The 14,478-nt window shown below is 66.5% G+C and carries 14 protein-coding genes; 7 read left to right on the forward strand and 7 right to left on the reverse strand.

Features of this window, described 5'->3' with window-relative positions:
• The first annotated feature begins 381 nt into the window (after positions 1 to 381).
• Positions 382 to 870, forward strand: coding sequence for a DinB family protein (locus WD184_01750; GenBank protein MEX0825472.1), 489 nt, complete (start codon positions 382 to 384; stop codon positions 868 to 870).
• Positions 871 to 920: 50 nt separating this feature from the next.
• Here the strand turns inward: WD184_01750 and WD184_01755 are convergent, their stop codons facing one another.
• Positions 921 to 2,642 (reverse strand): aminotransferase class V-fold PLP-dependent enzyme, encoded by a 1,722-nt coding sequence (locus WD184_01755; GenBank protein MEX0825473.1) that lies wholly within the window; start codon positions 2,640 to 2,642, stop codon positions 921 to 923.
• A 118-nt stretch (positions 2,643 to 2,760) separates the two neighbouring features.
• Between WD184_01755 and WD184_01760 the strand changes: the two genes are divergently transcribed.
• On the forward strand, positions 2,761 to 3,807 hold the full coding sequence (locus tag WD184_01760) for a polysaccharide deacetylase family protein (protein MEX0825474.1): 1,047 nt from the start codon (positions 2,761 to 2,763) through the stop codon (positions 3,805 to 3,807).
• 118 nt (positions 3,808 to 3,925) lie between these two features.
• On the opposite strand, the gene WD184_01765 is transcribed toward WD184_01760, so the two are convergent.
• A complete protein-coding gene (locus WD184_01765) occupies positions 3,926 to 4,750 on the reverse strand; it encodes a rhomboid family intramembrane serine protease (GenBank protein ID MEX0825475.1) in 825 nt (274 codons plus the stop codon).
• Between the two features lie 199 nt (positions 4,751 to 4,949).
• On the opposite strand from WD184_01765, the gene WD184_01770 reads away from it, so the two are divergent.
• The 3 genes from WD184_01770 (at position 4,950) to WD184_01780 (ending at position 7,628) form a co-directional block, all read left to right on the forward strand.
• Entirely contained in the window at positions 4,950 to 6,164 is a 1,215-nt protein-coding gene (locus WD184_01770) for an acyl-CoA dehydrogenase family protein (GenBank protein MEX0825476.1), read from the forward strand.
• The gene (locus tag WD184_01775; protein ID MEX0825477.1) at positions 6,161 to 6,955 is read left to right on the forward strand and encodes a thioesterase family protein; all 795 of its coding nucleotides are present in this window, start codon (positions 6,161 to 6,163) and stop codon (positions 6,953 to 6,955) included. The genes WD184_01770 and WD184_01775 overlap by 4 nt, the downstream gene beginning before the upstream one ends.
• A 172-nt stretch (positions 6,956 to 7,127) precedes the next feature.
• Positions 7,128 to 7,628 (forward strand): 1-acyl-sn-glycerol-3-phosphate acyltransferase, encoded by a 501-nt coding sequence (locus WD184_01780; GenBank protein MEX0825478.1) that lies wholly within the window; start codon positions 7,128 to 7,130, stop codon positions 7,626 to 7,628.
• Positions 7,629 to 7,716: 88 nt separating this feature from the next.
• Here WD184_01780 and WD184_01785 read toward each other — a convergent pair whose 3' ends face one another.
• The gene (locus tag WD184_01785; GenBank protein MEX0825479.1) at positions 7,717 to 7,971 is read right to left on the reverse strand and encodes an RNA-binding protein; all 255 of its coding nucleotides are present in this window, start codon (positions 7,969 to 7,971) and stop codon (positions 7,717 to 7,719) included.
• A gap of 272 nt (positions 7,972 to 8,243) precedes the next feature.
• Between WD184_01785 and WD184_01790 the strand changes: the two genes are divergently transcribed.
• Positions 8,244 to 8,522 (forward strand): hypothetical protein, encoded by a 279-nt coding sequence (locus WD184_01790; GenBank protein ID MEX0825480.1) that lies wholly within the window; start codon positions 8,244 to 8,246, stop codon positions 8,520 to 8,522.
• Between the two features lie 84 nt (positions 8,523 to 8,606).
• On the forward strand, positions 8,607 to 9,293 hold the full coding sequence (locus WD184_01795) for an SURF1 family protein (GenBank protein ID MEX0825481.1): 687 nt from the start codon (positions 8,607 to 8,609) through the stop codon (positions 9,291 to 9,293).
• Positions 9,294 to 9,346: 53 nt separating this feature from the next.
• Here WD184_01795 and WD184_01800 read toward each other — a convergent pair whose 3' ends face one another.
• The 4 genes from WD184_01800 to WD184_01815 are packed head-to-tail and all read right to left on the reverse strand — an operon-like array spanning position 9,347 to position 14,287.
• Entirely contained in the window at positions 9,347 to 10,285 is a 939-nt protein-coding gene (locus WD184_01800; GenBank protein ID MEX0825482.1) for a DMT family transporter, read from the reverse strand.
• Positions 10,286 to 10,337: 52 nt separating this feature from the next.
• Positions 10,338 to 11,669 (reverse strand): hypothetical protein, encoded by a 1,332-nt coding sequence (locus tag WD184_01805; GenBank protein MEX0825483.1) that lies wholly within the window; start codon positions 11,667 to 11,669, stop codon positions 10,338 to 10,340.
• 30 nt (positions 11,670 to 11,699) lie between these two features.
• Positions 11,700 to 13,016, reverse strand: a complete 1,317-nt coding sequence (gene purB, locus WD184_01810) for an adenylosuccinate lyase (GenBank protein ID MEX0825484.1) — start codon at positions 13,014 to 13,016, stop codon at positions 11,700 to 11,702.
• Positions 13,013 to 14,287 carry an adenylosuccinate synthase gene (locus tag WD184_01815; protein ID MEX0825485.1) on the reverse strand — a complete coding sequence of 425 codons (1,275 nt, stop codon included), beginning with the start codon at positions 14,285 to 14,287 and terminating at the stop codon, positions 13,013 to 13,015. Before WD184_01815 ends, purB begins: the two co-directional genes overlap by 4 nt.
• Positions 14,288 to 14,478: the final 191 nt, after the last annotated feature.

Below are 14,478 nucleotides of genomic sequence, written 5' to 3' on the forward strand. Positions count from 1 at the left end.
CTTGAACGACACCCCCTTGGCATCGGCCTGCCGGACAAAATCAAGCCGCTCACTCACCCGATCCGACTCCCTCCACGGCACCCCACACCTCCATCGACGCCTCTGGAAGTGTCAAGGATGTCCCCGCGCATCTGTAAAGGATGTCCCCGGTCCACACACTTCCGGGGGGAGTACCCCGAAGGGGGGAGGGGGGCAGCTGACCCTGCGAGCAGGACTGGACCCGGCTCTAAGAAGTCGTTGGAGTGCTCGCTGTCTCCGCTGCCCCCTCCGCCTCGCTTCGCTTCGGCACCTCCCCCGCCGAAGACGGCAGGGGAGGACGCCCGTGTTGGTTCTTGACTCTTGGCTCTTGACTCTTGGCTCTTGACTCTTGATTCTTCCCGGATGTTCGGTCGCCGCGACGCCTACCTCCACTATCTGCGAGATCGACGCGCCCGGTTCCATGCGGTGCTCGATGAGTTGGCGCTCTCCCTCGAGGAAGATGCTGACCTCCGCAAGCAGGTCGGGGGTGGCTGGACCTTGGGGGAGCACCTCGTTCACCTGGCGGCATGGGAGCGCCGGTATGCCCGGGTGGTGTCGGGCGGTCCCCGGCTGCCGTATCCGTCCAACTGGCAGAAGTTCAACGACGCCGTCTACGCCGAGTGGCAGGGGGTGACTCCGGAGGCGGCCCGGGCGGAGTACGTCGCCGCGCATCGGGAGATGGTGGCGGCGGTAGCGGCGTTACCCCCGGAAGGTGACCCGGCCCGGCCCAAGCTGCTCGAGGGATGGGACCTCAGTGCTGCGGCCAGCCACTACCGCGAGCACGCCACGATCCTGCTGGCGCATGCCGGGTTCCCGAAGCCGCCGCCCTGGCGCGGTCGAATCGTCAACTGAGAGTCAAGATTCAAGATTCAAGAGTCAAGAACCAAGACTCAAGAGGCGCGTCAGCGCGAATCTTGGTTCTTGACTCTTGACTCCTGGCTCTCTCCCAGCTCCCTGTTGACCTCGCTGGGCAATGTGAACCAACGAAGACGTTCGAAGTCGGGGGTGGCGGTCTCGCCCGGGCCTGGGTCCAACGGTTCGGCCGCCGCCATGGCCTCCTTGGCCTCCTCGAGGTAATCGGCGAGGCGCGTCTCCGGTTCGAACCGGCGCCGATCCGAGTAGGCGTAGCCATCTGGCCCGATCGCAACGTCCGCAAGGCTCATCGGGGGATGGGAGCCGTGGTCCACGTGGGCCCATAAGGCCGACTGGTAGTCGAACTGGTAAAGGGGGAGCAGCCGCCAGCCCTCGTCGGCGATCAAGTGAACGGCATCGAGGATGAACTGGAATGTCTCCTCGCTGATGAAGTAGTTGAAGTTGACCCTCACCCAGCCGGGTCGGATCACCTCACACCCGCGGGCGATCTCGCGCTCGTATCCCTCCGAGGTCTCGATGTCGATGCCGAGCAGGCGGTGGCCGTAGGGACCGGCGCACGAGCACCCCCCGCGGCCCTGGATGCCAAAGAGATCGTTCAGCAGGGCGACGACAAAGTTGTGATGCAGCCGACGCTCGCCGTGCCGGATCACGAACGAGACGATCGACAGGCGGTCGGCTCCGGGATTGCCGAGGATCTGGATGTTCGAGTTCGCCGACCACGATTCGATGGCGCGCCGGATGAACGACTCCTCCAACTCCCGGATCCGGTCGCTGCCAACCGAGTCCTTCAAGGCGAAGACCAGACCGCAGCGGATCGCCCCGATGATGTCGGGGGTGCCACCCTCCTCGCGGTGCTCGATATCTGCCAGGTAGCGGTGCCCGGTGGCGGTCACGAACGAAACGGTCCCACCCCCGGGGACCGTAGGTACCCGGTTGGAGAACAGCTCCTTTCGAGCCACCAATAGCCCCGGGGTTCCCGGCCCGCCGATGAGCTTGTGCGGGCTGATGAACACTGCGTCCTTGTACGAGAGCGGCTCGTCCGGATCCACCGGGCCCATCGAGATCCCGATGTACGGGGCCGCCGCCGCCATGTCCCAGAAGGAGAGTGACCCGTGCCGATGCAGCAGGGTGGAGATGGCCGCGGTGTCCGAGATGATGCCGGTCACGTTCGAAGCTGCCGAGAAGGATCCGATCTTCAGCGGCCGCGCGGCATGGGTTGCCAGCGCCTGCTCTAGTGCCGACCGGTCGATGTGACCGTCGGAGTCCTCCGGGATCACCACGACATCGGCGATCGACTCGCGCCAGGGCAGCTCGTTGGAGTGATGCTCGAAGGGCCCGATGAAGACCACGGGCCGCTCTGCGGCGGGGATCCGTGCCGCGAGCCCGTAGCGCTCGTCGAGCTCAGCCGGCAGCCGCAAGCCCAGCACCCGGATCAGGTGATCGATGGCGCCGGTCGAGCCGCTTCCCGTGAAGATCACCGCGTGCTCGTCGGTCGCCCCGAGGCACCGGCGGATGGTCCCACGAGCGTCGTCGCGGAAGCGGGTGGTCTGCTGACCCGTGCCCGAGGACTCGGTGTGGGTGTTGGCGTAGAGCGGCAGCACCTGCTGGCGGATGAAATCCTCGATGAACTCGAGCGAACGTCCGGAGGCCGTGTAGTCGGCGTAGGTGACCCGCCGCGGTCCAAACGGGCCGTCGACCACGTCGTCCCGCCCGATGACGGAGTCGCGGATCAGGTCGATGAGGTCGGGCATCTTCGTGAGGCTACCGGCGACCTTGGGCGAGAGGCGAGGGGCGAGCCGTGTTCCGCCATTCGGCCCTAGCCCGGCCCGGCACTCGCGAATACGTTGACCGGGCTGTACGATGGGCGGAGTGTTTCGTTTTGGCGCGGTGATGGTCCTGGTGGTGGGGGCGAGCCTTCCCGCGGTCGCCGACTCCGCAGCCATCATGTGCCAGGGCAGCGAGGTCACGATCTGGGGGACGCCAGGCAATGATCGGATCGTGGGCACCGATGGCCGCGATGTGATCCACGGGCTCAATGGTGATGACGTGATCAAGGGCTTTGGCGCCAACGACATCATCTGCGGGGGATCAGGCGACGACACTCTGCTGGGCGGCCTCGGCGCCGATCTTCTTCAGGGGGGCGACGGCGCCGATTTGATCAAGGGTGGTGCCGGCAGGGATCAGCTGTACGGTGGCCCCGGGGACGACACCCTGCAGGGTGGGCCCGCCGACGACCTCTTGTTCGGGGGTGCGGGACTCGACGCGTGCTACGGCGGGAGTCAGGTCGATCGGGCGGACTCCTGTGAGAGCCCCGTGGCCACCGAGGTGGGCGATCGGCCCCCGGTTCGCTCACAGCCTGGCCCGAACGCTGTCGCTCTCACCTTCGACGACGGCCCCCATCCGTACTACACGCCGGCCGTGCTCGACGTGCTCGCACGCTACGGCGTCAAGGCCACCTTTTTCGTTGTCGGCGCCAAGGCCGCCTCCTATCCGGGTCTCATCCAGCGGATGATCTCCGAAGGGCACTCGGTGCAGAGCCACAGCTACACCCACGCTTGGTTGACCAGGTACTCCGACTCGGTCGTCTCCCTCGAGATCGCCCGCGGGCGTGAGGCGATCGAATCGGCCTGCGGGATCGAGTCGCGTTGCCTGCGTCCCCCGTTCGGGGCGACCAACAGCCGGATCGTGTCCCTGGCGGCGGCCGAGGGTCAGACGATCGTCATGTGGTCCGTCGACCCACAGGATTGGCGAAACCACGACTCCCGGTGGGTTGCGGACCAGGTGCTGCGCACCACCGGAGGAGGCGACATCGTCCTGCTGCACGACGGAGCCGGCTATACCGCGGCGCGGGCGCTTCCGTCCATCATCGAGGTTCTGAGGAAGCGCGGCTTGTCATTCGTCTCGATCTGCGGCTGAAGCGCCGGGGTGCCAAGGAGGCAATGCCCCTTGCGCGACGCGACAGAACGCGTGCCGGGCCTCGGCCGCGATCGAATTGTCCATTGCGCATCGCGGAGCCGGCGACAGGCGCCGACTCCTACCCGAACAACAGCGCACCCACCGTCACCACCATCAGCGCCAGCACCACCGACAGCTGTCTGGGGACGGCCTCGCGACCGGTGACGGGGAGTCGGTCCCATGCGACCGCCACCGCCGCTCCGGCGATCAACCCGCCGAGGTGAGCTTCCCAGGCGATGTTGGCGATCACCAGGGGCAGCGCCAGGTTGATGGCGAGCAGCAACATCAACTGCGATAGGACCGCTCGCGCCATCGGGGTGTGACGCTGCGCATAGAGCGTGACGATGAGTGCTCCCATCAACCCGAATATCGCCCCCGAGGCTCCGACTGCCGGATTGCCACGACCGACCAGGTGGTAGAGGGCGCCTCCGCCGAGGCCTGCGGTGAGATAGAGGAACGTGAAGGGCAGTGACCCGTACCGTCGCTCGAGCGCGGGGCCGAACAGGTAGAGCGCCCACATGTTGAACCCGACGTGCGCCAGGCTGGCGTGAAGGAACATCGAGGTCGCCGCCCGCCACCACTCGCCTGCCCGGACCAGGTCGACCTGCTGGGCACCCTCGACGAACAGGCGCCGTCCGATCTCGGGGTCCACCTCACCGAGGACGAATAGGCCCAGGTTGATGAAGAGCAGCGTGAAGGTGACCGGTGCAGCGCGCCGGACCCCCTGGCGGAGAGTCTGGGCGGTGATCACCTTGTGGCGGCCCTCAGGCTGAGCGCACTCCGGGCACTTCTGCCCCACCGGGGTGTCGATCGTGCAGTCCACACAGATCGGCCGCCCGCAATTCGAGCAGGACAGCCGCGTCCCCCGATCGGAATGCCGGTAGCAGGAGGACGCGTCGGTCATTGGGGGACGATAGGGCCCTCGCTCCGCTCGGCCCCGCAATGCGCGATGCGCAATGCGCGACCTGTCGTCACTTCCGGAGGGTCCTCGACGCCAGTCGCCCTCCGAGCGCGCCAGCCGGTTGCTCATTGCTCATCGCGGCTCGGCCTGACGCCGGGCCTCCCGCCCGTAGACTCCCCCGCGACCAAGAGGAGACCAGGCAATGGACTTCGGGTTCGGCGAGAAGGCGCTCGAGTGGCAGCAGCGGATGCGGGCGTTCATGGACGAAGCGGTGGCGCCGGCTGAGCAGGTGTACGAAGAGCAGATGGCCGCGCTCGGTGATCCGCATGGCCATCCTCAGGTGATCGCCGACCTCAAGATCGAAGCCCGCAAGAGGGGCCTGTGGAACATGTTCCTCCCCGACGACCACTGGGGCGCCGGGCTGTCGGTGCTCGAGTACGCCCCCCTCGCCGAGATGAGCGGGTGGAGCCCCCACATCGCGCCCGAGGCGACCAATTGCGGTGCCCCCGACACCGGCAACATGGAGATCCTCGCGATGTTCGGCACGCCCGATCAGCAGCAGCGATGGCTGGTGCCGCTTTTGGAAGGCGAGATTCGTTCGTGCTTCTCGATGACCGAGCCGGAGGTCGCCTCGTCGGACGCCACCAACATCGCCTGTCGGATCGAATCGGATGGCGACGACTATGTGATCACCGGGCGCAAGTGGTGGTCGAGCGGCGCGATGTCGCCGCGGTGCAAGGTTGCGATCGTGATGGGCGTCACGAATCCCGACGCCGACACCTATCAGCGGCAGAGCATGGTGCTGGTACCCCTGGACGATCCGAAGGTGACGATCGTGCGGGACATGACTGTCTTCGGATACCACGAGCGTGGCGGCCACCCGGAGATCCTCTACGACGGCGTGCGAGTGCCGAAGAGCAACTTGCTGGGAGAAGAGGGGGGCGGCTTTGCGATCGCCCAGGCGCGCCTGGGGCCGGGACGGATCCACCACTGCATGCGCCTGATCGGCATGGCTGAGCGAGCCTTCGACGTGATGTGCCGCCGGGCGCTCACCCGGACTGCGTTCGGCAAGCCGCTCGCCGAGCAGGGGGTGGTACAGGACTGGATCGCCGAGGCCCGGATCCGCATCGAGGAGTCCCGGTTGATGGTGTTGAAGGCAGCGTGGTTGATCGACACCGTCGGCGTGAAGGGAGCCCGGATCGAGATCTCCGCCATCAAGGTCGCGGTACCGCGGATGGCTACCTGGGTGCTCGACCGCGGCATCCAGGTGCTCGGCGGCGCCGGAGTCAGCCAGGACTTCCCCCTCGCCTCGCTGTATGCGCACGCCCGGACGTTGCAGATCGCCGACGGCCCCGACGAGGTCCACAAGCGGTCGGTGGCCCGGCGCGAGCTGCGTCGCTTCATGGGGGACCGGTGAGCGAGGCGGTCTTCGCTCGCGAGGGCGAGTACTTCATACCTCAGCCCGTGTCGCGGGCGCGCTGGTATGAAGAGGTGCTGCACGGTGGTCCGGTGGCGGCGCTGTTCGCCCGACAGGTCGAGCTGGTCGAGACTGCGGTCCCGATGATGGTCACCCGGCTGACCGTGGATCTGATGCGACCGGTCCCCACCAAGCCGCTTGCGGTCTCCACCCGGGTGATCCGGGCCGGCCGGCGTATTCAGGTCGTCGAGGCGCTGATGGAGGCCGACGGGACCGAGGTGGCGCGGGCCTCGGCGCTGCGGATGCGGGTGGGCGAAGTCGCCTTGCCGGAACACCCGCGGCGCAATGCTCCCTCCGGTCCTGATGGCCTGGAGCGAGCCGAGTGGCGAGGCGACGACGACGGGGTCTGGTTCCACAGCCACGCGGTCGAGATGCGCTTCGTGGAAGGCAGCTTCTATGAACCGGGTCCGGCGACGGCGTGGCTGCGTATGACCCTGCCCCTGGTCGAAGGCGAGGAGGCGTCTCCGGTGCAGCAGGCGGCCGCCCTCGCCGACTTCGGGAACGGCCTCAGCCGGGTGCTCGCCGGCGGGTGGTGGTTCATCAACGCCGATCTCACCCTCTACCTGGAGCGGCAGCCGCGAGGCGACTGGATGGCCTTGCGGTCTAGAACTGATGTCGAGGACACCGGGATCGGCCTCGCCCAGAGCGAACTGTTCGATCAGGAGGGATCGATCGGCCACGCGCTCCAATCGCTGTTCGTGGACAAGGCCGACGGGCGCGACGGCCCGTGAGGATGCTCCCGATATCGCGATGCGCAATGCGCAATGCGCAACGCGAAGAGGCCAAGTCCCAGTCCGTCGTATTGCGAATTGCGAGTTGCGAATTGCGGGGGCCCGAGCGAAGCGAGGGCCCCTCCTGAGCCGCCTCTTCCTGGGTCTGTTCGGCTGGAAGGTGGTCGGCCGCTTGCCCGACGTCCCGAAGTTCGTGGCGGTCGGGGCACCCCATACCTCGAACTGGGACTTTCCTCTGGCGTTGCTGACGGCCAGGGTGCTGAAGGTGCGGATCCGTTGGATCGGAAAGGCGGGAATCTTCAGGTTCCCGTGGGGCCCGGTCATGCGATGGCTTGGCGGGATTCCGAGCGAGCGCACCGGCAGCGAAGGGCTGGTGGCGGCGATGTCGCGGGCCTTCGCGGAGACCGACCGCATGGTGCTGGCGATTGCACCAGAGGGCACGCGCAAGGCGGTGCCCTATTGGAAGTCGGGCTTTTACCGGATCGCTCACGGCGTGGGTGTCCCCATCGTCCCGGTGTTCATCGACGGCACCAAGCGCGAGGTGCGAGTTGGCGAACCCCTGATGCCCACTGGCCAGATCAGGGCAGACATGGACCGGCTTCGTGAGTTCTACGCCGGTGTGGTTGGTGTCAAGCCGGAGCGCATCGGCCCGGTTGTGCTCCAGGATGAATAGGGCCGGGCTGCTCCGTTCCGTTGAGGAAAAGGCAAGGGGCCGGAGGTGTCCCTCCGGCCCCGGCCCCTTGCGACTGAGTTGAACTCCGCTAGCGGGAGCGCTCGCGGGCTACGTTGACATTCAACTGACGGCCGTCGATCGACTTGCCGTTGGTGGCTGCGATCGCCTTCTCGGCGTCCTGGGCCGAAGCCATCTCGACGAAGCCGAAACCGCGTGAGCGGCCGGTATCGCGGTCGACGACGACCTGGGCGCTGGTCACCTCGCCGTACTCGGCGAAGAGGTCGCGAAGGCTGTCAGAGGTTGTGGAAAACGAGAGGTTCCCCACGTAGATGTTGGTGGCCATGGATGGTGCTCCTTCTGAGCAGTGAACTCCGTCTATGGGTAACGCCACGGAAGGCCTGAGCCCTACGGTGACTTCACTCGACGGAACAGAAGAAGCGAAGACCGGCGTCGCACGCGATATCGCATGCGCGGTCGAAACGATAGCGGTTCTGCAACGGCAGGACCACATTCGAGATGGTCCCGTGGTGGACCGGTTTCGACTGGCCTCCGGGCGGGTAGGACCCCGATGCGTGCGCCGCCCGGCGTGGGCAATTTCAACCCTTGGGGGAAGTAATGAATCGGAACACCAACATGTCGCTGTTGATCTTCGGGATCGTGCTCGGCGTTATCGGCGCCATCCTGAACTTTGCGGTGACCGCAGAGGCCGAGGGTTTCAACATCCAGTCCGCCGGTGTGATCCTCATGTGGGTCGGCATCGTGACCGCTCTGATCGGGATCGTCCTATTGACGCTCAGCTCCCGGCGCCGCGAGAGCACTCTCATCGAGAGTGTCCAGCACACGCCCACGGGCGAGGTCCGCACGGAGACGCGCTCCGATTCGCCGACCGGGTGACCTTCAGGTCATTCCTCTCGCTCGGGCGAGGGTTTGGAGCCTCCCCGTAGGTCAAACCTGCGGGGAGGCCATACGATTGGGCGAGTGAAGCGGCTACTCGGCCCTCGCTGGATCGTGGGCCATCTCCTCGCCCTGGTGGCGATCGTCGGGTTCATCCTGCTCGGCCTCTGGCAGCTCGATCGACATGCGGAGAAGTCCGACCTTCGGGACGCCGTAGCGGCCGGCCAGGCGCTGCCACCGCTCGAGCTCGAGAACGCCGCCGAAGGGTCCTTCCGCAGGGTCGTAGCGTTGGGTACCTACGACTCCTCATTGCAGACTCTGGTGTTTCGTTCGTACGAGGGGTCGTCGGGTTACCACGTCCTTACCCCTCTCGTCGTCGCGGACGGCTCTGCAGTTCTCGTCGATCGCGGCTGGATCCCCCTCGACTTCGATCCGCCGGCTCCACCACCGGGGATGGTGAAAGCCGCCGGCGTCCTCTGGCCGTCCGAGGCGGGCTCGTCGACCCCGGACTCGCCGCCAGCGGTGGTGACGCGGATCGATCCTGAGATCCAGCAGGCTTTCGCGCCGTATTCGCTCCGATCCGACTACCTCGTGCTTGCCCCGTCTCCGGTGCCCGAGCCCTATCCCGTCCAGGACGAGGCTCCCGGGGTGGGGCTCGGACCCCATCTCGGATATGCCGGACAGTGGTTCCTGTTCGCCGGGGTTGTGGCGATCGGGTACCCGGTGCTGCTGAGACGCACCCTCCTTCGGGATCGACGGGCACCCTCTTGACCCAGCCGAATCGATTCACCCATCGCCATCAGCGTCCGCCTGTCGTCCCCGGATCACTTGGCCCCGGCGGTCGGCGGTACGGGCTGATCGGCGTCCCGGCGGAGGCGCCAGCCGACACGCTGCCCGAGGGTGATCCCGACGGTCACCGCCAGAATCCCGATCACTTGAATCGCGCTGGGACGCTCCCCGAGGAAGATCCAAGCCAGGATGGCGATCTGAATCAGCATCGTGTTGTTGATCGCCGCCGACTCGGTGGCCGTCAGATGGCGCATGGTGTGGTTCCAGATGGTGAACGCAAAGGCCGTGTTGACCACCGCCAGCCACCCGATGAACAGCCAGGCGCGCCCCGACACGGTGGGGATGCCTTCAGTGGCGAGGCCGGCGGCGAGCAGGACGATCGCTCCGAAAGCCATCGACACGGTCGTCGTGACCAACGGGGAGCGCCGGAGGTCGCGATTGACGTTCCTGCCAAGAAGGGAGCCGGCCCCGTTCGCCACGAGGCATACGAGCGCCGCGGCCATGCCCGCGGCGGTCGCGGCCAACGAGCCGGAGAAGTAGAGCACTGCCCCGGCCGCGACCAGCGCCGCGCCCAGAAACTGGCGCTTGGTTGCCTTCTCGCCCAGAGACACTCCGGCGACCAGCGCGACCAGCAGCGGGGTCATTGACAGCACCAGGCTGGTGGTGGCTGCCGGCTGGTTGTCCAGGGCAACGAACTGGGCACCCTGGGCGATGGCGATCAGGATCACCCCGAGGACGGCCAGCCCCACAACCTGCCGGCGGTCGAGCAACCGCACCGCCTCCCTTGCCCCGGGGCGGAACGCGACCACGCCAATCAGGACGATTGCTGCGGTCGTGTAGCGGAGCCCGGCGAACGTGATCGGCCGCAGGCCCTCATCGTCCATCCCGTAGCGGATGATCACCCACGAGGACGCCCACAACACGGTGACGAACAGCGCGAGGAGCAGCGCTCTGCGTTCGTGCTGGTCGGACATCTAGCCGGTCCCTATAGGGCCGTGCCGGGTCGCAACCGGGAGGCGGTTTCGGTCAAAAACCAAAGGTGAGACGGGTGATCGTGAACTGGTTGTCCTCGGTGTGCGTGTTGGTACACGAGATCGCGTTCCCCGACGAGTCCTCCTCGATTTCGTAGTAGGCGCCAACCCAGTCGATGGCAACCGATTGGCCATCATCTGCGACTTGGCCGATGAACGGCACGGTTATCGAGGCCGGCAGGAGGCCTGCGTCCACGCACTCTTCGGGGTTGCACACCTTGAGATCGCCTCCGGTCAGTCGGTCGCCCTCCAAGGTGCCGCTGAAGTCGAGGCCACCTTCCTCTCTACAGATCTCCCCGGAGATCACCTCGGCGGTGATCGCCGGAGAACCTGGCGGCGCAATACGTATGACTCTGTCGCCGTCTTGCCAGGTGCCCTCGAGGCAATGCCTGACCTCGAAAGCAAGGGTGGTCTGACCCTGTCCTCCGGCTAGGGAGATGCCCTCCACCTGGACCAGTTCGCGTCCGTCAGACCCGTAGCTGATGGCTGAATACGGGTAGGTCGCCATCGGGCCGACCTGAGGTGCCACGTTGGGATCCATCAGCCGTCCAGACACGAAGAAGGTGGTGTAGGGATATGGGATTCCGAGCCCGGTGTCGATTGCCATCACCTCCAACCGATGCCGACCGGCAGGTTCGGCCACACAGACCGGCTGCTGCGGCTGCCGGATGATCACCAGCATGAGCGGAAATATCCCAGGTGCCGGCGGATCGTATGCGACGGGCTCGTCGCCTTCTGGCGACTCGGGAAGGGACTCGACTGCAGACTCGACCGCAGCCTGGTCGCTCGACTGAAAGTACAGAACGGTGTCGCCGAGGGAGATGTACACCACGGGCGTCCAGCCGAATTCATCGGCAGCAGTTGCGCGCAAGACTTGGCGCCCGGCCATCTCGATCCACTCATAGGTCACGCCATGGATTTCGCCGGATTCGGCGAGCGCCTCGAGTACGCCATTCCAATCCCTTCGAGGAACCCGGATCGCGCCGGCCACGAAGGACGGACCGCCCGCCTCCGACTGGAACGCTGCTGCGATTTCAACGTCTCCAGCATCGGACGCGAAGGACTCGATCAGGGCCGCCACGTCCGCATCGGTCAGGTCGAGCGCCTCACCGGTGATCGAAACCAGCTCGACCTCGCCGCTCAGGGAGGAAAGGGCCTGATCGAGCAGTTCGCTCGCCGAGCGAGGGCCGACCGCCCCGGTCGTTCCAGTCGTGGACACGACCCCGGTGGTCGATGTGGAACCGCTGTCGGTGCCGCACGCAACTGTCGCAACCATGGCGACGGCCAGCAACAGGAGTGGAACCCGTGCTCGATCGGATGTGGTCATTGCCAGACCTCGGACTCTGGATCGTACCGATTACCAGCCGCCGCGGCTCTCCGCCAGCCAGTCGCCGGTGACCTTCTCGAGCCGATCGACGCTTTCGCCGGCGGCCGCGAGGAACGACTTCAGCGAGAAGACCTCCTCGAGGGCGGCGCCATCGATGGCTCCCTCCAGGGCGGAGCGGAGGTGATCGTTCGACTCCACTGCGCGAGCGGAAGCCTCCTGGACGATCCGGTACGCCTCGTCTCGGTCCTTGCCGTCACGGATCAGAGCGAGCAGCGCCTTCTGGCTGAAGGGAAGGCCGCGGGCGGCGTCGAGGTTTGCCCGCATCCGGTCGGCGTCGACCACCAACCCGGAGAGCACCCGATTGGTCCGGTGGAGGGCGAAGTCGAGTGCCAGACAGGCGTCGGGGATGGCGATGCGTTCCACCGAGGAGTGGCTGATGTCGCGTTCGTGCCATAGGGCCACATCCTCCATCGCTGCCACCGCCCACCCCCGCAGCAGCCGGGCGAGTCCGGTGACGTTCTCGGAGAGGATCGGGTTGCGCTTGTGGGGCATCGCCGACGAGCCCTTCTGGCCCTCACCGAACGGCTCGGCCACTTCGGCCACCTCGGACCTCTGCAGATGGCGGATCTCGGTGGCGAGGCGTTCGAGCGAGGCACCGACTACGGCGAGCGTCGTGAGAAACGCCGCGTGCCGGTCACGGCCCACCACCTGGGTGGCCGCCGGCTCTGCGTGGATACCCAACTCGGCCACGACATGCTCCTCGACCTGGCGGGGAACGGTGGCGCGCGTGCCGACCGCCCCACTCACCTTGCCGTAGGAGACGCTGTGGGCGGCGAACTGGAGGCGGCGGCAGGCTCGCACCATCTCGAAGGCGAACCCGGCCATCTTGTGCCCGAATGTGGTCGGCTCGGCCCACATGCCGTGGGTGCGCCCGATCATCACCGTGTCGCGGTGCTCGAGTGCCAGCCCCCGCATCGTGCCGAACAGCTCGATGACCCGGCGGATCAGCAGGCTGCTCGCCTCCTTGAGCTGCACCCCGAGGGCAGTGTCGAGAACGTCCGACGAAGTGAGGCCGTAGTGGACCCATCGCCCGTGGCCGTCGGCGACCGACGCCGCCAACACGTCGACGAAGGCAGCCACGTCGTGGCGGGTTTCCTCCTCGCGGGCGCGCCAGGCATCGGGGTCGACCGGGGGGGCGGCGGCGATGGCATCGGCAGCGGCTGCCGGTACCACGCCTTGCTCGACCCAGCCCCGGGCGACCAGCGCCTGGATCCGCTGCCAGATCTCGAGGCGATGTTGCTCCGACCAGATCGCCGCCATCTCGGGGAGGGAGTAGCGCTCGATCACGGCTTGTTGAGGGTGGCGGATCGCTGCGGGCCGACCGAGACGATGGTGATGGGCACCCCGGCGAGCTCCTCGACCCGCTCGATGTAGGAGCGGGCCTTGGTGGGCAGTTCCCCGAACGAGCGGGCCTCCGAGATGTCGGTGGTCCATCCGGGGTGGTCTTCATACACGGGCTCGCAGTTGTACAGGACGCCGTGCTGGCGGGGGAACTCGGGGTATTCGATGCCCCCCGATCGGTAGGCAGTGGCGATGCGGAGGTTGTCGAAAGCCGAGAGCACGTCGAGCTTCATCAAGGCGATCTCGGTGATCCCGCTCACCCTGACTGCGTACCGCAATGCGACCGCGTCCAGCCACCCACACCGGCGACGCCGTCCAGTGACGGTGCCGTATTCGCCACCGATCTGCACCATCTTCTCCCCGATGTCGTCGGTCAACTCGGTGGGGAAAGGCCCCGTACCCACCCGGGATATGTACGCCTTGGCCAGCCCGAGAACCCGGTCGATGTCCTTCGGCCCGATGCCGACCCCGGTGAGCGCGCCGCCCGAGGTGGGGTTGGATGACGTGACGAAGGGATAGGTGCCGTGGTCGATGTCGAGGAGCACCCCCTGGGCCCCCTCGAAGATGACGTTCTTCCCGTCGCGTATCGCCTGCCACACAAACAGGCTGGTGTCGTCGACATGGTCGGCGAGGCGTGCGGCGTACCTGAGGTACTCCTCGACGATCTCGTCCGGCTCCACCGGGAGCTGGTTGTAGATCTTGACCAGCACCTTGTTGGTTTCCTTGACGGCTGCGTCGAGCTTGTCGCGAAAGATCTTCGGGTCGTAGAGGTCCTGGACCCGGATCCCGGCCCGTCCGAACTTGTCCAGATAGGCGGGCCCGATCCCGCGTTTGGTGGTGCCGATCTGCTGTTTGCCCAGGTACCGCTCACGGACCGCGTCGACCTTCCGGTGGTACGGCATGATCAGGTGGGCGTTGGCCGAGATCTTCAGCCGCGACGGGTCGATCCCGCGACTCTCGAGCATGCTCATCTCTTCGAGCAGCACCGCGGGGTCGATGACGCATCCGTTGCCGATCACCGGGGTCACGTTGGGGTACATGACCCCGGACGGCACCAGGCTGAGCGCGAAGGTCTCGTCGCCGATGACGATGGTGTGCCCGGCGTTGTTGCCCCCCTGATACCGGACCACTACATCCGCATCCTGGGCCAGCAGGTTGGCGATCTTCCCCTTGCCTTCATCACCCCACTGGGCACCAAGAACAATCGTGGCGGGCATGCGAGCGTGAGGTTAACGGACAGGACGCCGACTCCGTCGCCGAACCAGCGATTGGCGATTGGCGATTGGCCAGACAGTTCCGAGTCGCGGTTGGTGACGCACGCGCGCACACTTCAAGCGAGTCACGGCCGGACGCGGCGAAACCGGCATCTCAGGTCTGGCGAATCGCCAATCGCCAATCGCGGGCGGGG

This window comes from Acidimicrobiia bacterium, from assembly GCA_040878325.1.
Taxonomy (GTDB): Bacteria; Actinomycetota; Acidimicrobiia; order Spongiisociales; family UBA11373; genus JAUYIV01.

Excerpts from the sequence above, each read along its gene's own strand:
- WD184_01790 (MEX0825480.1), top strand. The coding sequence starts at position 8,244 with ATGAATCGGAACACCAACATGTCGCTGTTGATCTTCGGGATCGTGCTC.
- WD184_01805 (MEX0825483.1), bottom strand. The coding sequence starts at position 11,669 with ATGACCACATCCGATCGAGCACGGGTTCCACTCCTGTTGCTGGCCGTC.
- WD184_01800 (MEX0825482.1), bottom strand. The coding sequence starts at position 10,285 with ATGTCCGACCAGCACGAACGCAGAGCGCTGCTCCTCGCGCTGTTCGTC.
- WD184_01785 (MEX0825479.1), bottom strand. The coding sequence starts at position 7,971 with ATGGCCACCAACATCTACGTGGGGAACCTCTCGTTTTCCACAACCTCT.
- WD184_01755 (MEX0825473.1), bottom strand. The coding sequence starts at position 2,642 with ATGCCCGACCTCATCGACCTGATCCGCGACTCCGTCATCGGGCGGGAC.
- WD184_01765 (MEX0825475.1), bottom strand. The coding sequence starts at position 4,750 with ATGACCGACGCGTCCTCCTGCTACCGGCATTCCGATCGGGGGACGCGG.
- WD184_01750 (MEX0825472.1), top strand. The coding sequence starts at position 382 with ATGTTCGGTCGCCGCGACGCCTACCTCCACTATCTGCGAGATCGACGC.
- WD184_01815 (MEX0825485.1), bottom strand. The coding sequence starts at position 14,287 with ATGCCCGCCACGATTGTTCTTGGTGCCCAGTGGGGTGATGAAGGCAAG.
- WD184_01770 (MEX0825476.1), top strand. The coding sequence starts at position 4,950 with ATGGACTTCGGGTTCGGCGAGAAGGCGCTCGAGTGGCAGCAGCGGATG.